Annotated in this window: 10 protein-coding genes; 8 read left to right on the top strand and 2 right to left on the bottom strand. The window is 72.9% G+C overall.

The genetic code is table 11. The annotated features are described in order from the left end of the window. Positions 1–18: 18 nt before the first annotated feature. On the bottom strand, positions 19–342 hold the full coding sequence (locus ENE75_RS09915; protein ID WP_128198094.1) for a hypothetical protein: 324 nt from the start codon (positions 340–342) through the stop codon (positions 19–21). Continuing rightward, the gene (locus ENE75_RS09910) at positions 339–773 is read right to left on the bottom strand and encodes a DUF1810 domain-containing protein (RefSeq protein ID WP_128198093.1); all 435 of its coding nucleotides are present in this window, start codon (positions 771–773) and stop codon (positions 339–341) included. Before ENE75_RS09910 ends, ENE75_RS09915 begins: the two co-directional genes overlap by 4 nt. A gap of 101 nt (positions 774–874) precedes the next feature. Between ENE75_RS09910 and ENE75_RS09905 the strand changes: the two genes are divergently transcribed. From ENE75_RS09905 to ENE75_RS09870, 8 genes are all read left to right on the top strand, one after another. Further along, positions 875–1,351: an NUDIX domain-containing protein gene (locus tag ENE75_RS09905; protein WP_128198092.1), complete on the top strand. Its 477-nt coding sequence runs from the start codon at positions 875–877 to the stop codon at positions 1,349–1,351. Continuing rightward, positions 1,348–1,728, top strand: a complete 381-nt coding sequence (locus ENE75_RS09900) for a hypothetical protein (protein WP_128198091.1) — start codon at positions 1,348–1,350, stop codon at positions 1,726–1,728. Before ENE75_RS09905 ends, ENE75_RS09900 begins: the two co-directional genes overlap by 4 nt. Beyond that, entirely contained in the window at positions 1,721–2,362 is a 642-nt protein-coding gene (locus ENE75_RS09895) for a DUF938 domain-containing protein (RefSeq protein WP_128198090.1), read from the top strand. The genes ENE75_RS09900 and ENE75_RS09895 overlap by 8 nt, the downstream gene beginning before the upstream one ends. A gap of 173 nt (positions 2,363–2,535) precedes the next feature. After that, positions 2,536–4,776, top strand: coding sequence for a caspase family protein (locus ENE75_RS09890; protein WP_128198089.1), 2,241 nt, complete (start codon positions 2,536–2,538; stop codon positions 4,774–4,776). Continuing rightward, positions 4,773–5,519 carry a CsgG/HfaB family protein gene (locus tag ENE75_RS09885; RefSeq protein WP_128198088.1) on the top strand — a complete coding sequence of 249 codons (747 nt, stop codon included), beginning with the start codon at positions 4,773–4,775 and terminating at the stop codon, positions 5,517–5,519. The genes ENE75_RS09890 and ENE75_RS09885 overlap by 4 nt, the downstream gene beginning before the upstream one ends. 14 nt (positions 5,520–5,533) lie before the next feature. Next, the gene (locus tag ENE75_RS09880) at positions 5,534–7,180 is read left to right on the top strand and encodes a ShlB/FhaC/HecB family hemolysin secretion/activation protein (protein WP_158288905.1); all 1,647 of its coding nucleotides are present in this window, start codon (positions 5,534–5,536) and stop codon (positions 7,178–7,180) included. A 21-nt stretch (positions 7,181–7,201) separates the two neighbouring features. Continuing rightward, positions 7,202–22,867 carry a YDG domain-containing protein gene (locus ENE75_RS09875; protein WP_128198086.1) on the top strand — a complete coding sequence of 5,222 codons (15,666 nt, stop codon included), beginning with the start codon at positions 7,202–7,204 and terminating at the stop codon, positions 22,865–22,867. Further along, positions 22,864–24,198 carry a porin family protein gene (locus tag ENE75_RS09870; RefSeq protein WP_128198085.1) on the top strand — a complete coding sequence of 445 codons (1,335 nt, stop codon included), beginning with the start codon at positions 22,864–22,866 and terminating at the stop codon, positions 24,196–24,198. The genes ENE75_RS09875 and ENE75_RS09870 overlap by 4 nt, the downstream gene beginning before the upstream one ends. Positions 24,199–24,202: the final 4 nt, after the last annotated feature.

The following is a 24,202-nucleotide window of genomic DNA, read 5'->3' as shown; positions in this document are numbered from 1 at the left end:
GCCCGCGCAGCCCGCGGTTCAGCCGCCGCCGGAGGCTGGCGACGTCGGCCCGGGCGCGGCGGCCGACGCCGCAGAGGCGGCCGGTGCGGAGGCCGGCAGCACGACGATGTCCATCATGCCGCCCACGCAGCCCCGCAGCTGCCCCGGCGCGCACGGCGGCGGTTCGGCGAACTTGAGCGCCAGCGCGGCGCGCACGGCGGCGGCGTGCGGCGTCAGCATCGCCAGCCCGATGGTCAGCGTGGTGCCCAGGGCCAGACCGGCGATCACCAGCCGCCGGCGCAGGCTGGTGGGCCGGAACGGGTCGTCGGGCAGGCCGCGCGGCAGGGGGTCTGGCGACGTCAACCCAGCGCCTCCAGGGTCAGCGGGTCCGGCTGGCCGCCGTCGAAGCGGGCCAGCACGGCGGCAAACAGCGGCTCGCTCGGCACGGCGGCGGCGAACAGCGTCATCGAACTGCGCAGCTTCAGGTGGTCCGGCGGGCCCAGGATGTCCAGGCTGCTGCGGCCGGGGGGCGCCTGCAGCAGCCAATCACAGGCCGCGCGCAGCCGCGCGCCTAGGACCGGGTGGGCCGCGTAGGCGCGGGCGTCGTCCAGACCCGTCAGGCCGAAGTGGCGCGCCGTGGCGCTGCGGCCCAGCACCGCCAGCTGCGGGAAGACGAACCACATCCAGTGGCTGCGCTTGTCGCCGGCCCGCAGTTCGGCGGCCACTGTGTCCCAGACAGGATCCTGGGCGGCGACGAAACGCTGCAGGTCGTGGGGGTCGGCGGCGGGCGGCATGGGGGGCGGAGCGTACCGGATTCCACACCGACCTTCGGCGCGCAGGGGGGGCGGAGAGGCGACGTCATGCGACGGTCGCGCGCATGCGGCATGCTTGGGCCATGTTCCAAGCGCCCATCCTGCGCTCGCTGAGTTGCGGCACCGTCGTCGTCAACCCGGCCGGCGAACTGCTGCTCTGCCACGTCACCGGCCACGACCACTGGGACCTGCCCAAGGGCCGGCCCGACCCGGGCGAGACACCGCTGCAGGCCGCGCTGCGCGAAACCCGCGAGGAAACCGGCCTTGCGCTGGACGCCCGCACGCTGCTCGACCTCGGCCGCCTGGCCTACCGGCCGCGCAAGGACCTGCACCTCTTCGCCGCACTGCAGCCGCGCTTCGACCCGGCCACGCTGCACTGCGAGAGCCGCTTCCGCGACGCACGCGGGCAGCCGCAGCCGGAGATGGACGGCTTCGGCTGGTTCCGCTTCGACCTGGCACCGCTGCGCGTGACGCATCGGCTGGCCACCGTGCTGACGCAGCGGCTGGACCTGCACGACCTGCTGCGGCGCCTGCAGCAGATGGCCCCGGCGGCAGCATGACCGCGGTGCGTCGTCCCGGGCCCGAGCGCTGGCAGGTGGATGCCGGCGAGGCCGACATCGCCGTGTTGACCGTACCGCCGGTGCTGCGCCGCGAGCGTCTGTTCGACCTCGACCTGCAGTTCCGCGTGAAGCTGCCGGCGGCCGATGCCCCGCCCGGGGAACCGTGGCTGGCCGTGACGCTGGAGATCGACGGCCGGCGCGAATGGACGCGCCGCATCGACGCCCGCGGCCCCGGCGACACCGACGTGCTGGACTTCCATTGCCGCCGCGCGCTGCCGGCCGGCAGCGCCCTGCGACTACGTGCGGTGACGCAGGTGGGCGGCGGCGCGAAACGCCAGCGTCTGGTGCTCAGCGCCGAGGCGGCTGGCGATGACTGAGCGCGCCGCACCGCAGCCGGACCTGCCCGGCCTGGCCTTCAGCCCGGCGGCAGAACGCAACCGCGGCCCGATCGCCGCGCAGTTGACGGCGCACCTGCCGGCCGACGCGGCGGTGCTGGAAATCGCCAGCGGCACCGGGCAGCACGCTGCGCACCTGGCGGCGGCGTGCCCGCGCTGGCACTGGCAGCCGACCGATGTGGACGCAATGGCGCTGCAGACCATCGCCGCGCGCTGTGCGGGCCTGCCCAACGTCGCGCCGCCGCGCCGGCTGGACGTCTGCCGCGATGCCTGGCCAACGCACCCCGGCCCGGCCGGCGGGTGGACCGCGGTGTTTACGGCCAACCTCGTGCACATCGCGCCCTGGGCAGTGACACCAGCGCTGATGCGCGGCGCCGCGTCGGTGCTCGCCCCCGGCGGCTGGCTGCTGCTGTACGGCCCCTTCGTCGTCGACGGCGAGCCGCTGGCCGACAGCAACGCGGCCTTCGATGCCAGCCTGCGTGCCCGCGACCCGGCGTGGGGACTGCGGCGTCTAGCGGACCTGCAGGCCGAGGCCCTGGCCGTGGGCCTGCAGTGGGCGGGCCGGCAGACCATGCCGGCGAACAACCTCTTCCTGGCCTGGCGACGGCCCGGCTGAACCGCTGCATCCGTCACGGTCGAGGCGGCTGCGCGGCCGCGGCTCCCAAGGACTAGGGGCGGGGTTTCCCGCCCCTTACGGGGGGTAGGCCCTAGGCTGGTGCCTGTGGTGCAATCCTTGCGTGTCCGGAAGTTTCCTTCCGGGCATGGAGCGACGAACAGACGAGGCCGACGATGCAGCTCCAGACCCTCACCTCCCCGACCTTCCGGCTGCCAGCGTCGCTGGGACCGTTGCGCCGTCGCGCCGCGTGGCTGTGTGTGGCGGTGCTCGCGTCGGGGGCGGTGGCCGCGCAGGCCGCGGAGTCCCGCCACGCGCTGGTCATCGGCAACAGCCGCTACGCGCAGATGCCGCTGGACAACCCGGCCAACGACGCGCAGGCCATGGCCAAGGTACTGCAGCGCGCCGGCTTCCAGGTCGACCTGCAGCTCGACGTTGACCAGCGCCGCATGGACGCCGCCATCCGCAGCTTCGGCGACCGCCTCAAGGGCGACAGCATCGGCCTGTTCTACTTCGCCGGGCATGGCGTGCAGGTCAAGGGCCGCAATTTCCTGCTGCCGGTGGGCCAGCCCATTGAGCGCGAGGACGAGATCCCGTTCAAGGCCGTCGACGCGCAGCAGGTGCTCGACAAAATGGCTGCGGCGAAGAACCGCGTCAACATCGTGGTGCTCGACGCCTGCCGTGACAACCCGTTTGCCACCGCGTCGCGGTCGGCGGCCGGCAACGGAGGCCTGGTGGCCATGGATGCGCCCAGCGGTTCGCTGCTGGCCTTCGCCACCGCGCCCGGCGGCGTGGCCAGCGACGGCAAGGGCGCCAACGGCCTCTACACGCAGCACCTGCTGACCAACATCGAGCGCCCGGGCCTGACGGTGGAACAGGTCTTCAAGCGCACGCGCCTGGGTGTGCGGCTGGATTCACGCGGCAAGCAGGTGCCCTGGGAGAACACCTCGCTGGAGGGCGACTTCTTCTTCATCCCGCCTGTGGCCGGCAGCACGCCGGTGAACCCGGCCCTGCTGCCGCCGCCGCCCAGCGTCGAGCACATCCTGCGCACCGAGAAGGCCTACGAGCTGCTGCGCCAGCGCCAGCTCGACGCCGCCGAACGTGAGTTCCAGGCCCTGGCCGGCGTGAGCACCCACCCCGAGGTGGCGCTGATGGGCCGTGAGGGCCTGGCCGAGGTGGCGCTGGCGCGCGGCAACCCGCAGGCGGCGCTGCAGGCGGCCAACGACATCATCGCCACCTCGCCCACGCGCAGCGCTGCCTACCTGATCCGTGGCCGGGCGCTGGCCGCCAGCGGCCAGGTTTCCGAAGGCGGTGCGGCACTGAAGCAGGCCGCTGCGGCGCAGACCGAGGCCGACTTCGCCTGGCAGAAGGCACAGGCCCATGTGGCCGTGGGCAACCTCGAGCGGGCGCAGAACCCGCAGGCCGCCGTGCAGCGCTACGAACAGGCGCTGAAGGAAGACCGCCACTCGGTGCCGGCGCTGTCCAACCTGGCGGTGGCACTGAACCAGAGCGGTCAGCCGGCGCGCGCCAAGGCGCTGCTGGAGCGCGCCCAGGCGCTGGACCCGCAGGACACCATGACCGCGGCCCTGCTGCGCCAGGTGCGCGACAACCTTGCCGCCGAGCAGGACGCCGCGAAGCAGAAGTACATCGACGACACCGTCAAGGCCCTCGCCGCGCGGATGCAGGCCGGTCCCGCCAAGGGCGCCCCCCCGGCCGACGACTGGACCTCGCCGGTGATGGCGTTGAGCGTGCTGCCGTTCCAGGACCGCTCGCTCGAATCGCTGACCGGCCGCATCGGTTTCGACAGCCTGCTGCAGGAAGCCCTGATCGGCGAGCTCCAGGCGCGCGGCTTCACGCTCGTCGAGCGCCGGCTGCTGGACAAGCTGATCGCGGAGATGAACCTTGGCGCCTCGGCGCTGGCCGACCCCGACGCGCAGACCCGCCTGGGCCGCGTGCTGGCGGCGCGGCTGATGGTCTCCGGCGTGCTCAACAGCCAGGGGCCGCAGCTGGCGGCAGCGCTGCGCGCCATCGACGTCGAGACCACCCAGCTGGCGCTGGTGCGCACCGAGCTGGCGCCCACCCCGGCCGACCCGGCGGCGCTGGCCAGCGCGATGGCGCAGCAGATCGCCGCCACCGTGGCGCAAAAGTACCCGCTGAAGGGCCGCGTCGCGGCGGTGGACGGCGAACAGATCATCATCAACCTCGGCAGGAAGCACGGTGTGAAGGCCGGCCAGTCCTTCAACGTGCTGATGCGCGGCGAGGCCATCGAGCTCAACGGCCGCGTGCTCGGCTACAAGGACAGGCGAATCGCCCGCCTGACCGTGACCCAGGTCGACGACGGCCTGGCCTACGCCAGTGCCGCCGACGTCAGCGGCGCGCTCGAGAAGAACCAGCGCATCGTCGCCCGCCTGGAATGAACCTGCACGCGTCCGCCCCCCTGCACGGCGCGCCCGGCTTGACCCGGCGCGCCGCGCTGCTGTGGGCGGCTCTGTCCACAGCGGCGGTGGCAGCACAGACGCCCACCGCGCCAGCGGGCTCGCCACGTCTGCCGGCGGTGGTGGTCTGGGACTTCGAGGACCGCACCGTGCCGGCGCTGTCGGCCGTGCCCCGCGGCCAGGCCGACTGGTTGCGCCGCGCGCTGGCAGAGGGCCTGGTCAGCGCCCTGCTGCGCACCCCCGGCCAGGCCGTGGTGGACCGGCTGCGCCTGCGCGAGGTGCTGGCCGAGCAGAACCTGGGCAGCGCCGCGCTGGCCGACGACGAGGCGCGGCTGCGCCTGGGGCGCATCGTCGGTGCCGAGCGCATGGTCTTCGGCAGCTTCTTCGTCGTCGGAGATGCGGTGCAGGTCAACCTGCGCCTGGTCGACAGCGCCACCGGGCGCGTCCTGTTCGCCGACGAGAACACGGCTCCTTTCGACACCGTGATGACCGACCAGCCGCAGTGGGCGGCCCGTGTCGTGCGAGCCCTCGGCGGCGGCGCGCCGGCCGGTGGTGCCTATCCGGCCGACCTGTGGCAGGCCCACGACGCGGCGGCGGCCCTGGCCGACGCCGGGCGCTTCGACGACGCCGTCGCGGCGCTGCAACGCCTGCTGCAGCAGCGCAGCGACTTCGAACCCGCCGAAAGGCTGCTGTCGGCGTTGTTGCAGACGATGGCACGCCGCTGATGGCCCCAACCTCCATGCCCGCCTTGCGCCTGAACCCCCTCCTGCTGGCCGTCGCCCTGGTGCCGGCCGCCCTGGCGCCCGCCATGGCGCAGACCGGTGCCGGCCCGCTGCTGCAGCAGCAGCGCCAGGACAACCGCCCGCTGCAGCCGCCGGCGCCGGCGCCGCAGGTGCTGGAAGCGCCGGCGCGGCCGACGGTGGAGATGCCCGAAGGCACGACGGTGAAGGTGGAGGGCTTCCGCATCACCGGCGCGCGGTCGTACCCGGTGCCGGAACTGGACGCGCTGCTGCGCCCCTGGGTCGGCCGCACGCTGGACCTCAAGGGCCTCAACGAGGCCGCCGGTGCGCTGACGCGCCGCTACCAGGCCGACGGCCACCTGCTCAGCTACGCCTACCTGCCGGCGCAGAAGGTGGCGGCCGGCATCGTCGAGATCGCGGTGCTGGAAGGCCAGATCGCCGCGGTGCAGGTGGTCACGGCGCAGGAGGTCCGGCTGCGCGATGCCGTCGTGCAGGCCCACACCGCCGGCCTGACGCAGGCCCAGCCGGTGCTGCAGCCGGAGGTCGAGCGCCAGCTGCTGCTGCTCAACGACATCCCGGGCGTTGTTGCCCGCGGCACGCTCACGCCGGGCGCCAGCACCGGCACTGCCGACGTGGTGGTCAGCGTGGCCGAGGACGAACCGCTGGCCCTGCGCGTGCAGGCCGACAACCACGGCAGCCGGTCGAGCGGCGAATACCGCGCCGGGCTGCAGATGCAGCTGCGCGACCTCTCCGGTTGGGGCGACGCGACCACGCTGCAGGCCACGGTGTCCAACGGCGGCGGCCTGGTCAGCGGCAGCATCGGCACCCGCGTGCCGGTGGGCGGCGACGGCTGGCACGTGGGCGCCAGCCTCTCGCGCCTGACCTACGACCTGTCGGGCGACTTCGCCGCGCTGGGTGCCACCGGCGTGGCCACGACGGCCAGCCTCAGCCTCGAATGGCCGATGGTGCGCCGCATGCAGGCCAACCTGTGGCTCGAGGCGGCCATGGACTACAAGCGGCTGAACGACGAGGTGCGCCTGATCGGCCAGGAAAACCAGCGCGCCAGCCGCCTGGGCCAGCTGTCGGCGCGCGGCGACCTGCAGGACGGTCTGTTCGGCGGCGGCGCCAGCGTGGCGTCGGCGGCGCTGTGGGTGGGCGAACTGCGCGCTGGGGATGCCGGCCGCAGCAGCTTCAAGAAGGCCCAGCTGCAGCTGGCGCGCCAGCAGGCGGTGTGGGGCCCGGTGTCGGCCTATGCGCGTGTGCTGGCGCAGTACACGGGCCGGGCGCTGGACAGCTCGGAGAAGCTCAGCCTGGCGGGGCCCACGGGCGTGCGCGCCTACGCGCCGGGTGAAGCGTCGGTGGACATCGGGCGGCTGTGGAGCGCCGAGCTGCGCTACGGCCTGGCCCACCTGGGCGGGCAGATGACGCTGTCGCTGTTCCACGACGCGGCCAGCGGCACGCGGGTGCGGGGCGCCGTGCTGGACGACAACGACGTGCGACTGCGCGCCACCGGCGTCGGCCTGCAGTGGACCGGCGGCGACCTCGGCGTGTCGGCCTCGCTGGCCTGGCGTGGCGGCCGGGTGCCCACGGCCGAGGGCGGAGACCCGAAGCCCCGCGTCTACCTGCAACTCTTCGCCACGCCCTGACGGACACCGGGGACACGCGCCATGGCCCAGAACCGCCCCAACCTGCTGCCGCACCAGCGCCGCATCTCGCGCCTGCTGGCCTCGATGCTGGCGCCGTTCTGCGGCTGGAGCCTGGCGCAGACGCCGCCCCCGGCCGCGCCGGCGCTGCCGGCCGGCGCCCTGCCGCAGGGCGGCCAGGTGCGTGTGGGCAGCGGCACGCTGTCGCTGACCGGCAACCTGCTGCTGATCACGCAGCAGACCGGCCGCCTTGGCCTGGACTGGCAGAGCTTCGACATTGGCCGCGACGCGACGGTGCGCTTCGTGCAGCCCGGGCGGGACTCGATCGCGCTCAACCGCATCACCGGCCAGTCGGCATCGCGCATCTTCGGCCAGCTGCAGGCCAATGGCCAGGTCTTCCTGAGCAACCCCTACGGTGTGCTGTTCGCGCCCGGCAGCCGGGTCGACGTGGGCGGCCTGGTGGCCACCACGCTGGACCTGTCGCAGGCCGATTTCGCCGCCGGCGAGCTGCGCTTCAGCGGTGACGACGACGGCACCGTGGTCAACGAAGGCGAGCTCACCGCCGAGGCCGGTGGCTACCTGGCGCTGCTGGCGCCCACGGTGGACAACCGCGGCAGCCTCACGGTGGACGCCGGTTCCGTCGTGCTCGCGGCGGGGCGTGCCGCCACCGTGAGCATCAGCGGCCATGGCCTGATCTCGGCGGCGGTGGACGCCGGCATGGCCGGCACCGTGCTCAACAGCGGCCGGATCCAGGCCGACGGCGGCACCGTGCGGCTGACGGCGGCGTCGGCCGAGGCGGTGGCGCGGTCGCTGGTCAACAACAGCGGCTTGGTGCGTGCCGACGCGCTGGAGGACCGCGGCGGCGAGATCTGGATCACCGGGGACCGCGTCGAATCGAGCGGCACGCTGCAGGCACGCGGCGCCGGCCGCATCGACGGCGGGCGCATCACCGTGCAGGGCGGCATGGCCAGCGGGGCGCTGGCGCTGTCCGGCGAGATCGATGCCACGGCCGAACAGGGACGCGGCGGCCGTGTCGACACCTCGGCCGCACACGTGCACATCGCCACCGGCACGCGGGTGAACACGCTGTCGGAGGCCGGCACGCACGGCACCTGGCGCATCGACCCCACGGACTTCACCGTCGTCGCCGGCGGCGGCTCGAACGACGGCTCGAGCATCGGCGCGCTGACACTGGCGAGCAACTTGGGCCTGGGCAACGTCGAGCTCGAGACCGCGCCGGGCGGCGCCGAGCCGGGCGACATCCGCGTCAACGCCGATGTGTCCTGGACGGCCAGCACCGTGCTGACGCTGACCGCGGCACGGCACGTGCTGGTCAACGCGAACATCACCGCCACCGGCGGCGGCGCCGGTCTGGTGGTCAACACCGGTGCCGGCGGCGCCTTCACGCTGGACACCGGCGTGCGCGTGCGCCTGCCGGGTGCCAACAGCACGTTCACGCTGGACGGCAACGCCTACACGATGATCCGCACGCTGGCCGACCTGCAGGCCATCGACGGCGACACCACGGCGCTGGCCGGCCGCTACGCGCTGGCCGACAACCTGAACGCCAGTGCCAGCGCCGTCGACGGTTTCAGCCCGATCGGCAACGAAGCCACCACCAGCGTCAACAACGCCAACAGCTTCCGCGGCCAGTTCCAGGGGCTGGGCCACACGATCGCGGGCTTGGTGGTCGATGCACCCGCCAGCAATGCCACCGGTCTGTTCGCGTCGGTGCAGAACGCGCGCATCGAGAACCTCACGCTGAGTGGCGGCTCGGTCGAGGGCAGCCAGGCGGCCGGCGCGCTGGCCGGCGTGGTGGCCGGCAGCACGGTGATCGACAACGTGCACGCGTCGGTGGACGTCACCGCCATCGACGACAGCAGCAGCGGCGTGCGCGCCGGCGGCCTGGTGGGCGACAACAACGACACGCTGGCGGCGGTCATCAGCCGTAGCAGTGCCGCGGGTGCCGTCTCCGCCGAGACCAACACCAGCACCGCCTACGTCGGCGGCCTGGCCGGCAGCACGGCCCGTGGCAGCCTCAGCGATGTTTCTGCCACCGGCAGCGTCACGGCCGTGCTGCGTGCCGGGTCCACCAACGACAGCGGCTTCTACGTCGGTGGCCTGGTGGGCCTGTCCAGCAGCGCCATTGCCGACGCCAGCGCTTCGGGCAACGTGACCGGCGGCCACGAGGCGGGCGGCTTGGTGGGCCGCTACACCCCCGTGGCCGGCGGCGGCATCGTCAACAGCCAGGCCTCGGGCAGCGTCAGCGGGACGGACACCGCCGGTGGCCTGGTCGGTTCGGCCGCCTCGTCGGCCGTTGGCGTGGGCATCGCCGACAGCAGTGCCAGCGGCGCCGTCACGAGCACCGGCACGGCCGCAGGCGGCCTGATCGGCCAGTACGGGCTGGTCGGCGCGCTGGAGCGGGTCGACGCGTCGGGCGACGTCGTGGGCAACACCTACGCCGGCGGCCTGGTCGGTTATGTGCCGGGCGCGGCGGCCATCGACACCGCCACGGCCACCGGCAGCAACGTGACCGCAGCACGTTATGCCGGCGGCCTGGTGGGGTATGGCGGCAGCGGGGCGATCAGCAACGCCACCGCCGAAGCCGACGTGCTGGCCACCAGCACCTCGGGCGTCTGGGTCGGCGGCCTGGCCGGGCGCACCGGCGGCGCGGTCAGCAACGCCACGGCCAGCGGCAGCGTCTCCGCCAGCAATGCCACCGGCCAGGCCTATGCCGGCGGCCTGGTGGGGAGCGCCGATGGCGGCGCCAGCGCCAGCTTCACCGACGTGGCCGCCACCGGTGCGGTCACGGTCGTCTCGACCTCGACCTCCGCCACCCGTGCCGGCGGCCTGATCGGCAACGGCAGCCTCGGCAGCATCACGCGCGCGCAGGCTGACGGTGCCGTCAGCGGCGGTCTCTACACCGGAGGTCTGGTCGGCTACTACAGTGCCAGCAGCGGCACGCTGTCCGACAGCACCGCCAGCGGCGATGTCAGCGGCTTCGGCGATGCCGGCGGCCTGGTGGGCTTCGCCACCGGCACCGGCACCATCACCGACAGCAGTGCCAGCGGTGACGTGGCCAGCAGCGCCACCAGCACCTACAGCGTCGGTGGCGCCATCGGCTACAGCGCCCTCAACGGCGGCGTAAGCGACGTGGCCGCCAGCGGCAGCGTGAGCGGCGGTGCCCAGACCGGCGGCGTGATCGGCTACCACGTCAACGGCGGCCTCAGCGGCCTGACGACCACGATCACGAGCATCGAGGGCCGCGGCTGGGTGGGTGGCCTGGTGGGCTACAGCACAGGCAGCACGGTCAGCGGGCTGGTTTCCGCGGTCGACGTGACGCACACCGGCACCAGCGGTGGTGCCGGCGGTGTGGTCGGCTACCTCAACGGCAGCATCGACGGGTCCAGTGCCAGTGGCAGCGTCACGGCCAATGGCGGCGGCAATGGCGACGTCGGTGGCCTGGCCGGCCAGGTGGCCGGCGGTGCCATCACGGCCAGTAGCGCCACCGGCAACGTCACTGGCGGCACGGCCACAGGCGGCCTGGTGGGCCGCTTCGCCGCCAGCAACGGCAACCTGCTCAGCGATGGCAGCGCCAGCGGCGACGTCACCGGCGCCGGTTCGGCCGGCGGCCTGGTGGGTGTGCTCAGCGGCGCGGGCGGTGTGGCCGATGCCAGCGCCACCGGCAGCGTCGACAGCACCGGGTCGGAGAACGGCGCGAACTACGTCGGCGGTGCGGTGGGGCAGTACGGCGGCTCGGTGAGCCCCGTGGCGCTCACCGCCGCGGGCGACGTCAGTGGCGGGCAGATGACGGGCGGCGTCATCGGTTATCTCAGCAACGGTTCGGTGGCCTTGGCGGCCGGCAGTGTGGTCAGCGTGGTGCCGCCGGGGCAGACGAAGACGGTCAGCGGCCCGCGCTGGGTCGGTGGCCTGGTGGGCTACAGCGACGCCACAGGCCTGGCCGACGGCCTGGGCTTCACCGGCATCGTCGAGGCCACCGGCAGCAGTGGGGCGGCCGGGGGCCTGTTCGGCCGCAGCGCCGGGCCGGTGAGCAACAGCAGCACCAGCGGCACGGTCAGCGGCCTGGGCGACGTCGGCGGTCTGGTTGGCCGTGCGCAGGGCAGCGGCGGCTTCACCGACGTGGCCTCGACCGCCACCGTGACCAACGGCGGCAGCGGTGGTGCCGTGGGCGGCCTGGTGGGCTACTACAACCACGGCGGCACGCTGCTGCGCGGCAACGCGAGCGGGGCGGTGAGCGGTGGCGCCGAGACCGGCGGCCTGGTGGGCTGGGCCAGCAGCGGCACGGCCGGTACCGGCATCCAGAGCAGCGGTGCCACCGGCGACGTGACCGCCGCGGGCGGCACCTATGTCGGCGGTCTGGTGGGGCGCTACGGCATGCCGGGCGAGATGACGGCGGTCACCGCCTCGGGCGACGTGCTCGGCGGCAGCAACTCCACCGGCGGCCTGGTGGGCTACTACAACAGCAATGGCGCGCTCAGCGATGCCACCCCCAGCGGCGCCACGGTCACGGCCACGGCGGGCTGGATCGGCGGCTTGATCGGCTATGCCGATGCGCCGGCGATCAGCGACGTGACGGCCATCGCCGACGTGCGCAGCACCGGCTCCGGCACGGTCTACATCGGCGGCCTGGTCGGCCGCACCGCCGGCACCATCAGCAACGCCAGCGCCAGCGGCAGCGTGACCACCGACGGCGACACCGGCGGCGTCAACGCCGGCGGCCTGGTGGGGCAGAAGGACGGCAGCGGCAGCCTCACGGACGTCAGCGCCACCGGCACCGTGTCGGTGGCGTCCACGTCCAGCGGTTCCATCGGTGGCCTGGTGGGCTATGTCAGTGGCGGCGGCATCGAACGCGGCCTGGCCACCGGCGACGTCTCGGGCGGCCGCTACGCCGGCGGTCTGGTGGGCTACTTCTCGCCAAGCACCGGCTCCATCGTCGACAGCGACGCCGGCGGCGACGTCAGCAGTTTCGGCGACGCGGGTGGCCTCGTGGGCTTTGCCAATGGCACCGGCAGCATCGCCACCAGCACCGCCGGCGGCACGGTCACCAGCAGCGATGCCGGCAGCTACAGCGTGGGCGGCGCGGTCGGCTACTACGGCATGACCGGCAGCCTGGCAGGCGTCAGCGCCGCGGGCAACGTCAGCGGCGGCGGCAACACCGGTGGCGTCGTCGGCTACCACTTCAGCACCGCGGTGCTGGACGACGTGTCGACCACGGCCACGTCGGTCAGCGGGGTGACCTGGGTCGGTGGCATCGTCGGCAACAGCCGCGCCGCCTCGATCAGCGGCCTGGCCGGGACGGCGACGGTGACGCAGTCCGGCAACGGCGGCGGCGCCGGCGGCCTGGTGGGCTACAGCGGCGGCGACATCACCGCCAGTTCGGCCACCGGCGCAGTCACCGGGGGCAACGGCGACGTCGGTGGCCTGGCGGGTCAGGTGCAGGGCGCGATCGCCGACAGCAGCGCCAGCGGCACCGTGACCGGTGGCAACGGCGACGTCGGCGGCCTCGCGGGCTACGTCAACGGTGCCGTGAGCAACAGCACGGCCAGCGGCACGGTGACGGGCGGCAACGGCTTCGTGGGTGGTCTGCTGGGTCAGCATCACAACGGCGTCTTGAGCCAGCTCACGGCCACGGGCGATGTCACCGCCGGCTCCAGCGGCTCGGCCGGTGGCCTGATCGGCTACAGCAACAACGCCGGCGACGCGGTCAACCTGCGCGCCGAGGGCGACGTGACCGCGGGCAGCTACGCCGGCGGCCTGTTCGGCCAGTGGCAGAACGGCACCCGCCTGGCCGACAGCCAGGCCATCGGCCAGGTCGCCTCCGGCAGCTACGCCGGGGGCCTGGTGGGGCAGGCCAGCAGCAACGACACCGGCATCGTCAACAGCAGCGCCAGCGGCACGGTGCGCGGCAGCACCTACGTCGGCGGCCTCGTCGGTTATGCCACCTACACGCCGATCGACCGCGGCGAGGCCAGCGGCGCGGTCACCGCGGTGTCCACGAACGGCGGCACCGTCTACGCCGGTGGGCTGGTGGGCTACTACGCGCAGTACACGGCCGGTGGCGGCATCGTCGACAGCAGTGCCAGTGGTGCCGTGCTGGCCGATGCCAATGGTTCCGACGCCGGCGGCCTGGCGGGCCGCATCGACGCCGGCAGCGTCGAGCGCAGCAGCGCCAGCGGCACGGTCACGGCCCAGGACAGCAGCGGCAGCTCGACCTCGCACCGCGCCGGCGGCCTGGCCGGCAGCTACAGCAGCTACCCCGGCATGGTGTTTGCCGACAACGCCGCCACGGGCCACGTGTCGAGCGCCGGCAACGCCGGCGGCCTGGTGGCCAACTACAGCGGCTACCCCGGCGTGGCGGCCCCGAGCAACGTCTCCGCCTCCGGCAACGTGAGCGGGCATGGCGACGTCGGCGGCCTGTTCGGCCGCCTGGACTACATCGGTGTCGACAACGGCAGCGCCACCGGCGACGTCGTCAACAGCAACGGATCTGGGCGGACCGGCGGCCTGGTCGGCCGCCAGTACCGCTACTACGCCGGCTCGACGATCAGCGACAGCCGCGCCACCGGGCATGTGTCCGGCGGTTACTACGCCGGCGGCCTGGTCGGCGAGGCGACGGACTACTGGTTCAACGTCGGCACGGTCAGCTACGGCATCGTCGCCAGCGAAGCCAGTGGCGATGTCAGCGACGCGTTCATCGCCGGCGGGCTCGTCGGCTACTACTACGGCGGCTACGGCAGCGGCGCCGATGCCAACACGCCCATCGACCTGGGCATCCGCGACAGCCAGGCCAGTGGTGCCGTCCAGGCCAGCTACACCGCCGGCGGGCTGGTCGGCAGCATGGCCAGCTACGGTGGCATCGTGGGCAGCCGCGCCAGCGGCGACGTGACCCTCAACGCCGAGAGTTCCGCTGCCACCGCTGGCGGCCTGGTCGGCGAGCTGACGGCCTACAGCGGTGCCGCGGGCGACGGTCGCATCCAGCAGAGCACGGCCAGCGGCAGCGTGACCCTGGCCGCCGGTACGGGCCCGGTGGCCGGCGACAACTACAGCGAGCTGCATTTCGGCGGCCTCGCTGGCCGCCTCAGCGGCCCGAATGCTACGGCGGTGGTGGTGTCCGACAGCTATGCCACCGGCGCTGTCTCGGCGATTGCCGACGGCGGCCGCGTGCGCGCTGGCGGCCTGGTGGGCAGCACCGACAGCAGTGTCGAGCGCGTCTACGCCACGGGTGCCGTGACAGGCACGGGGCTCGAGGCCTCGCGCCTGGTCGGCGGGCTCGTCGGCCAGATTCGCCGCGACGGCGTCACGGCGGCCGCCAGCTACTGGGCCACCGACGCCAGTGGCCAGGCCACCAGCGCCGTTGGCACCGCCAGCACGCTGGCGGCCATGCGCGACCCGGCCACGTTCGACGGCTGGGACATTGCCACCGCCGGCGGCAGCACAGCCGTCTGGCGCCAGTACGAGGGCCAAAGCCTGCCGCTGCTGCGCCGCTTCCTGACGCCGCTGACGCTGACGCTGGACGACGTGAGCCGCGAATACGACGGCACGGCGGGCCTGGGCAGCGGCACGCTGGACTTCGGCGGCGTGCTGGTCGACAACCCGGGTGCCATCGTCGTGGACGGCGCGGCGGTGGACGTCGGCAGCTACGCCATCAGTGCCGGCAACCTGGTGTCCACCCAGGGCGGCTACGACCTGGACATCAGCGGCAGCGGCACGCTGACGATCACGCCGCGCACGCTCGGCCTCACCGGCGTGGTGCTCGACAAGGTCTACGACGGCACCACCTCCGCCACGCTGGCCGCGTCGCCGGCCTTCGGCAACCTGGTGGCCGGCGAGGACCTGCAGTTCGTGCCCGGCGGCGGTTTCGCCGCCGCCTTCGCCGACCGCAACGCCGGCGTCGACAAGACCGTGGTGCTCAGCGGCAGCTACGGCATCGCCGATGGCGCCGTGGGCAAGGCCTCGAACTACAGCCTGCCCGGCGGCCTGACCACCACCGCGACGATCACGCCCAAGCCCGTGACGGTGGGCGCCATCACCGCCGTCGACCGTGTCTATGACGGCACCACCGTGGTTGCCGTCGACGCCGCTGCCGGCGCGCTCGGCGGTGTGATCGCCGGCGACGTGGTGGCCTTCGACCCCGACAGCGTCACCACCGGCAGCATCCCCGACAAGAACGTCGGCACGCGGCCGGTCACCGTGGTCGGCGCCACGCTGACCGGGGCCGATGCCGGCAACTACACGATCACCGGACTCGACGGCATCACGGTACAGATCACGCCCAAGGCCCTGACGCTCGACGGACTGGCGGCACGGGATCGCGTCTACAACACCAGCACCATCATCAGCATCGACACGTCGGGCGCGACGCTCACGGGCGTCGTGGCCGGCGACCTGGTGCTGCCGCAGACCAGCGGCGTCTACGGCGAGATGGCCGACAAGCACGTGGGCGTGGGCAAGCCGGTGGACATCATCGGTGCCGGCCTGCGCGGGCCGGATGCCCTGAACTACACGGTGACACCGGGCGCGGTGACGGTGGACATCTCGCCGTACCAGCTCACGGTCTACCTGGCGCACCAGGGCTCTTCGTCGCGCGTCTACGACGGCACCAACAGCGCCGCCACCTACTGGCCCACCTACTGGTACGGCGGCGACGACATCACCGTCAACGCCACCAGCATTGGTTATGCCGACAAAAACGTGGCCTACAACGGCAGCGGGCAGGTGGTGGCCAAGACCATCACCGCCAGCGGGCTCACGCTGTCGGGTGCCGATGCCGGCAACTACGCGCTGCAGAACACGACCGCCACGCTGCAGGGCACGATCACGCCGAAGGCGCTCACGGTCACCGGCGTGGCCGCCGTGGACCGCGTCTACGACGGCACGGTCAACGTGCAGGTGGACATCGGCAGTGCCGCGGTCGACACCGGCGGCGTGATCGCCGGCGACACGGTCAGCGTGCTCGTGCCTGGCGGCGGCACCGTCACCGGTCTGATGGCGGACAAGCATGCCGGCAGCGACAAGGCGGTCACGGTGCCGGGCCTGTCGTTGACCGGCACTGACGCTGGCAACTACACCATCACCGGCAGCGGCAGCGGCGTGACGGTGGACATCGCGCGCCGCGACCTCACGGCCACCTACACCGGCCAGGACAAGGTCTACGACGGTTCGCCCTACGCACTGGTCACCGCCACGCTCGACGCCGTGGTCGACGGGGATGCCGTCAGCCAGTACATCAACGACTACTGCAGCTACATCTACTACGGCTGCGCCGTCTACACCGAGCCGGGCGGCACACCCGACAGCTACACGGCTAACCGACACGCCGGCACCGACAAGCCCATCGTCGTCGTCTACAACGCGCTGCTGGGCAGCGATGCGGCCAACTACCGGCTGCTCAACCCGACTGGCAGCGCCACGCCGTCGGACGTCACGCCCAAGCCGGCGACGCTGGCCTTCACCGGCGACAGCAAGGCCTACGACGGCACCACGGCCGCCACGGTCACGCTCAACCGCTCGGGCTCGGGCATCGTCGGTGGCGACACCGTCGAGACCACGCAGAGCGCCCTCTTCACAGGTGACGGCGCGAAGAACGTGGGCGCCGGCAAGCCCATCGCCGTGGCCGACATCCTGCTGTCGGGCACGCATGCCGGCAACTACACGGTGCTCAACGACACCGCCACCAGCAGCGGCAGCGTGACCGCACGACCGGTGGTGATCTCGGGCATCGAGGCCGCCTCGCGCGCCTACGACGGCACGACCACGGTCGCCGTGTCGGCCCCGGGCGCCATCGGCTCCAGTGGCTTCGTCGATGGCGACACCGTCAGCGTCGTGCAGCCACCCGAAGGCCTGAGCACCGGCACCATCGCCACGCCCGACGTGGGCAGCGCCAAGTCGGTCACCGTCACCGGGCTGTCGCTGGCCGGCGCCGACGCCGGCAACTACCTGATCGACCCCGCGGCCAGCGGCATCACGGTGGACATCACGCCGCGCCTGCTGACGCCCAGCTTCGACGGGCTGACCAAGGTCTACGACGGCGGCGTCACCGCCAGCGTGGTCTCCACCACCGCCGGCATCATTGACGGCGACGTGCTGACCTTCTCGCAGCTGGCGCTGTTCACCGGGGCCGGTGCAAAGAACGTCGGCACCGACAAGCCCATCGCTGTCAGCGACATCCGTCTCTCCGGCGCCGATGCCGGCAACTACGCGCTGGCCAGCACCACGGCGCAGGCGACCGGCGACGTGACGCCCAAGCCGGTGGCGCCGCTGTACACCGGCGGCAGCCGCGTCTACGACGGCGTGGACAACCGCAGCGCGCCGGTCACCGGCGATTCGCTGGGCTTCGTCAACACCGACACCGTCGGTCTGGGCCAGACCGCGTTGTTCACCGGTGACGGCAGCGCCGGCGCCGGCAAGGCCGTGAGCGTGACCGACATCGTGCTCGTCGGCGCCGACGCCGCCAACTACACGCTGACGGCCAGCACCGCGAGCACCACCGCCACCGTCACGCCGCGGCCCATCCGGGTGGCCGGCGTCACCGCCATCGACCGCGTCTACGACGGCACGACCACGGTGCAGGTCAACGTCACGGGCGCCAGCGTCGACACCAGCACCGTGATCGCCGGCGACGATGTGGACATCGCATTGCCGCCCGAGGGCATCAGCACCGGCAGCGTGGCCGACCGCTTCGTCGGCAACAACAAGACGGTGACCATCAGCGGCGCCGTGCTCACCGGCGCCGCTGCCGGCAACTACCAGATCGTCGGCGCTACCGGCCTGGTGGTGGACATCACGCCGCGCACGCTGACGGCGGTCTACACCGCGGCCGACAAGGTCTACGACGGCACCGCTTCTGCCACCATCGCCGCCACCACGGCCGACCTGCTCGGCGTGGACGCCGGCGGCGTGGCCATCCTGGCCAGCGGCGTGTTCAGCGACGGCCGCAACGCCGGCACCGACAAGGCCGTGGCGGTCACCGGCGGCTTCCTCTCCGGCGCCTTCGCCGGCAACTACACCCTGGCCAATGCCAGCGGCAGCACCACGGCCGACATCACGCCGCGCCCGTTGACGCTGAGCTACACCGGCGGTGAACGGGTCTACGACGGCACGGTGGCCGCGCCGGTCACCGGCACTTTGGGCAACCGCATCGGCGGTGACGTGCTGACGCTCACGCAGACCGCGGTGTTCACTGGCGACGGCGCGAAGAACGTCGGCAACGCCAAGCCCATCGCCATCAGCGGCATCGTGCTCGGCGGTGCCGATGCCGGCAACTACCTGCTGCCCGCCGACACCGCCAGCGCCACCGGCCGCATCACGCCACGGCCGGTGGTCGTCGAGGGTCTGGCGGGCGTGCAGGCCGTGGACCGCGTCTACGACGGCACGCTGCTCGTGGACGTCAACGTGCCCGGCGGCATTTCCGGCACGCCGCGTGCCGGCGACCTGATCGCCGGCGACTACGTGCTGCTCTCGCTGCCGGCACCGGGCACCGCGGTGGGCCGCATGGCCGACCGCCATGCCGGCACCGACAAGCCGGTGCTGGTGGACGGCCTGGGCCTGTCGGGCGCCGACGCCGGCAACTACGTCATCGCCGCCGCCAGTGGCGTCACGGTCGACATCACGCCGCTGACCATCAGCGCCGCCTACGCCGGCATCGACCGCGTCTACGACGGCAGCACCAACGCCCCGGTGGCCGTGACGCTGGCCGGCGTGCTGGCCGGCGACGTGCTCTCCGGCAGCGCCAGCGGCCTGTTCACCGACGGCAAGAACGTCGGCGTGGCCAAGCCGGTGGCCGTCAGCGGCGGCCAGCTGATCGGGCTGGACGCCGGCAACTACCGGCTGGACAACACCAGTGGCAGCACCACCGCCAGCGTCACGCCGCGCAGCGTCACCGCGGTCTACGCAGGTGGCACGCGGGTCTACGACGGCGGCACCGCCGCGCCGGTCACCGGCAGTGTCGACGGCATGGTGGCCGGCGACAGCCTGGTGCTGTCGCAGAGCGCCGTGTTCAGCGACGGGAAGAACGTCGGCGACGCCAAGCCGGTGGCCGTCAGCGGCATTGCGCTGTCGGGCACCGACGCCGGCAACTACCAGCTCACCGGCGACACCGCCAGCACCACCGCCAGCGTCACGCCGCGGCCGGTGGTCATCGAAGGCCTGAGCGTCAGCGCCGAGGGCCGCGAATACGACGGCACCACCACCGTCACCGTGCAGGTCAGCGCGGTGGACGGTGCCGGCCCACGACCGGGCGACCTGATCGCCGGCGACGACGTGAGCGTGCTCGTGCCGCCGTCAGGCGCCACCACCGGCCAGATGGCCGACAAGCACGCCGGCGCCGACAAGGCCATCGTCGTCGACGGCCTGGGGCTGGCCGGCGCCGATGCCGCCAACTACCTGATCGTCGGCAGCGCCGGCCTGACTGTGGACATCGCGCCGCGCACGCTCACGGTCAGCTGGGCCGGCGTCTCGCGCGTCTACGACGGCACCGACGTCGCCAGCGCCATCGGCAGCGGCGACCGCGTGGTGGCCGGTGACGACCTCGCCATCGCAGGCAGCGGCGTCTTCGAGGCCGGCCGCCATGCCGGCACCGGCCTGGCGGTGCGCATCGACACCAGCACGCTGGGCGGTGCCGATGCCGCCGACTACGTGCTGGCCAACCCCACGGGCACCGCGCTGGCCGACATCACGCCCAGGCTGCTCACCGTCAGCTACAGCGGCGGCACGCGGGTCTACGACGGCACCGTGACGGCACCGGTCAGCGGGTTGCTGGCCGGGCTGATCGACGGCGACAGCGTCACGCTGGCGCAGACCGCGGTCTTCACCGGCGCCGGGGCCAAGAACGTCGGCACCGACAAGGCCGTGGCCATCAGCGCGATCACGCTGCAGGGCACCGATGCCGGCAACTACGTGACGGACGTCGACAGTGCCAGCAGCACGGCCAGCGTCACGCCGCGCCCGGTGGTGCTCGAAGGCCTGACCGCCAGCGCCACCAGCCGCGAATACGACGGCACCACCGCGGTGGTGGTGGACCTGGTGGCCGTTGGTGGCGTGGCGCCGCGCGCCGGTGACCTGATCGTCGGCGACGACGTGGGCGTCACCGTGCCCGGCACCGGCCAGACCCTGGGCCACATGGCCGACAAGCACGTCGGCACCGGCAAGGCCGTGGTCATCGACGGCCTGGGCCTCACCGGCGCCGACGCCGCCAACTACGTCATCGAGGGCGTGCAGGGCGTCAGCGTGGACATCACGCCGCGCACGCTCACCGCCGTGTGGGTGGGCGTGGACAAGGTCTACGACGGCACGGCTGCCGGCACCGCCACCGGCAGTGGCGACCGCGCCGTGGCCGGCGACGACCTGGTGCTGTCGGCCAGCGGTGTCTTCGCCGCCGGCCGCAACGCCGGCAACGGCCTGCTGCTGAGCTTCGACAACGGCACGCTCGGTGGCGCCGACGCCGGCAACTACCAGTTGCTGAACTCCAGCGGCAGTGTGACCGCCAGCATCCTGCCGCGCACCGTCACGGCCGTGTACACCGGCGTGGACAAGGTCTACGACGGCACCACGGTGGCCCAGGTCAGCGGCGTGCTCGACGGCGCCATCGATGGCGACGTGCTGACGCTGACGCAGACCGCGGTCTTCAGCGGCGGCCGCAACGCCGGCGCCGGCAAGGCCGTCAGCGTGGGCGGCATCACGCTGGGCGGCGACGACGCGGCCAATTACGTGCTGGCCGACACCACCGCCAGCACCACCGCCAGCATCACGCCGCGGCCGCTGACGGTCACCGGCCTGGGCGGCCTGAACGCGGTGGACCGCGAGTACGACGGCACGCTGCTGGTCGCGCTCAACGGCGCGCTGGAAGGCACGGCCGGGCTGGACGGCCTGGTCAGCGGCGACGACGTGAGCCTGGGCGTCGGTGGCCTGGTGCCGACGCAGGGCCTGATGCTCGACAAGCACGTGGGCACCGACAAGGGCGTGGTCATCGAGGGCCTGTCGCTGTCCGGTGCCGACGCGCTGAACTACGTGCTGGCCGACACGCTGGGCCTCACGGTCACCATCACCCCGCGCACGCTGACGGCCAGCGGCCTGGCGGCGATGGGCCGCGTCTACGACGGCAGCACCCGCGTGGCGCTGGACACGTCGGCCGCAGCCCTGGCCGGCGCCGTGGCCGGCGACGACCTGAGCCTGCGCCTGGACGGGGCCACGGCCAGCATGGCCGACAAGCACGTGGGTGTGGACAAGGCCGTGGTGCTGGACGGCGCGGCGCTCGACGGTGCCGATGCCGGCAACTACCGGCTGGTAGCCGACGCCGACCTGCGGGTGACGATCACGCCGCGCACGCTGCAGGTCACTGCCAGTGCCGCCAGCAAGGTCTACGACGGCAGCACCGCCGCCAGCGTGACCGTGACCGACGACCGCCTCGACGGCGACGCGCTGACGCTGGGCACCAGCGCCAGCTTCGCCAGCGCCGGTGCCGGGGTGGGCAAGGCGGTGAACGTCGGCCTGACCCTGGGCGGCGACGACGCCGGCAACTACCTGCTGCTGGCCGACACGCTGGCGCTGACGGCCGACATCGAACGCCGCGCGCTGGAGCTGGCGGCACCCACGCTGGCCAAGGACTACGGTGACGCCATCGTGCTCGACGGCAGCGAGTTCATCGCCAGCGGCCTGGTGGCCGGCGAGACCATCGGCCGTGTGCAGTTCGCCAGCGACGGCCTGGCGGCCACGGCTGCGCCTGGCAGCTACACCCTGAGCATCGGCGACGCGCAGGGCGGCAGCTTCGACCCGGCGAACTACGTGCTCAGCTACCGCGCCACGGCGCTGCTGGTCAGCCCGCGCCCGCTGACGCTGACCGCGCTGCTGCAGTCCAAGGTGTATGGCGACCTGTTCGCCTTCGGCGACGGCAGCTACAGCATTGGCGGCCGAGGGCTGGCCAACGGAGAGACCCTGGGCAGCGTGGACATTGCCAGTGCCGGCGCCGCCGCACGTGCCGGGGTGGGCGTCTACGACATCACCATCGGCAACGCCGGGGGCGGCAGCTTCAGCGCCCTCAACTACGCCATCACCTACGAAGGCGGCACGCTGACGGTGACACCGCGCCCGCTGACCGTGGCCACGCAGAGCGTGGTGCGTTTCGCCGACGAGCCCAACCCGGCCAGCTTCGGCTACGCGCTGGGGGGTGCCGGCCTGGCCAGCGGCGACGTGCTGGCCGGCGTGCTGCAGCCGGTGCCGCCGGGCAGCGTCGGGGCCCCGGGCGGTTCGATCTTCGAGCTGCGGCCCACGGGCCTGGACTTCGCCAGCGGCAGTGCCGCGAACTACGCGGTCAGCTACGTCAGCGGCCTGCTGATCGTGCTGCCGACGCCACCGCGCATCGACGACCCCGACGGTGGCACCACCGGTGGCGACACGCAGTTCGCCGTCGTGCTCGACCCGGCCACGCTGGCGCGCGCGGAGGACGCGCTGCGCCGCAGCAGCGAGGCCCTGGGCGGCGCCGGCGGTTCGGGCTCCGGCGCCACCGGCGGCAATGCCGGCCCGGCCGAGCTGGATGCCGAAGCCGCCGCCGTGATCGCCGCGCTGCTGCGTGGCGAGACGCAGCAGGTCTCGCTGCCGGTGCTACTGCGCCTGCCGCTGCTGTCCATCGACCCCACCCTGCGCCGGCAGCTGCTGAGCGCCGTCACGACACCATGACCTTCCTGCGACGACGCACCGCCGGCCTTCGCCGCAGCGCCACCACGCTGCTGCTGGCCGCTGCCCTGGGCACGGCCGCCGCTGCGCCGCTGGACGACCTGCGCCGGCTGGTCGAGAGCAGCCAGTTCGAACAGGCCGTGATGCTGGGCCAGCGCCACCCGGAGCTGATCGGCGACGTGCACTTCGACTTCCTCTACGGCATCGCCGCCGTCTCTGCCGGCCGCGTGCCCGAAGGCCTGCTGGCGCTGGAGCGCCACCTGGCCGCGGTGCCGGCCAACGACCGCGCGCGGCTGGAACTGGCGCGTGGCTACTTCCTGGTCGGCGAGTACGCGCGGGCGCGCTCGGAGTTCGAGTTCGTGCTGCGCTACAACCCGCCGGCGGCCGTGCGGCGCAACATCGAGGGCTTCCTGGCCGCGATGCAGCTGCGCGACGACCGCCGGCGCGCCAGCAGTGCGCGCGTCTACCTGGAAGCCGGCCTGGGCCACGACAGCAACGTCAACAGCGGCACCACGCTGGACGAGATCGACCTCATCTTCGGCACCGTCAGCCTGGCCGATTCGCCGTCGCAGGCGGTGGCCGACGGCTTCCTGCAGCTGGCCGCCGGCGCCCAGCAGGCCTGGCGCGTGAGCCCGCAGTTCTCGGTCTTCGCCGGTGCCGACGTCGACCACCGCGAGCACTTTCGCGAGCGCAGCTTCAACCAGAGCAACATTGCCTTCAACGCCGGCTTCACGCAGCTGCGCGGCGAGGCGCTGTACCGCTTCACGCTCGGCCTGGGTGAACTGCGGGTGGACGACGACCGCTACCGTGACACCTTCTCCGTCGGCGGCGAAGCCAGTTTCACGCGTGGCCCGCAGCACAGTGCCACGGCCTTTGCGCAGTACTTCGAGTACCGCCACGCCGGCGCCGACCAGGTGCGCGACGCACGCGCCGTCACCGTCGGCGGCAGCTGGACCTGGGGTCTGCCCGAACTGGCCGGTGCACCCCAGGTGGGCCTGCGTGCCAGCTGGACGGTGGAACACAACAGTCGCCTGCGCGACGACCTCAGCCGCGACGTGCCGCTGCTGCGCCTGTTCGGTTCGGCCTCGCCGATGGCCAGGCTGCGCGTGGCCGGAGGGCTGACGGTGTACGGCCAGAAGTACCGCGGCCGCGACATCGGCTTCGGCAACACGCGCAGCGACACGGCGGTCAATGTCGACCTGGCCGCCACCTACGCGCTCGATCCGCGATGGTCGCTGCGGGCGGAATGGAGTTCGTTCTGGAACCGGTCCAACCAGGACCTGTACGACACCGAACGCCACACGCTGACGGTGAAGACCCGCTACCAGTACTGACGAG

It is taken from the genome of Rubrivivax albus, assembly GCF_004016515.1.
GTDB classification, from domain to species: Bacteria; Pseudomonadota; Gammaproteobacteria; order Burkholderiales; family Burkholderiaceae_C; genus Rubrivivax; species Rubrivivax albus.
Note: the sequence above shows the minus strand (reverse complement) of the source record. Positions and strands in the feature narration are given on the sequence as shown.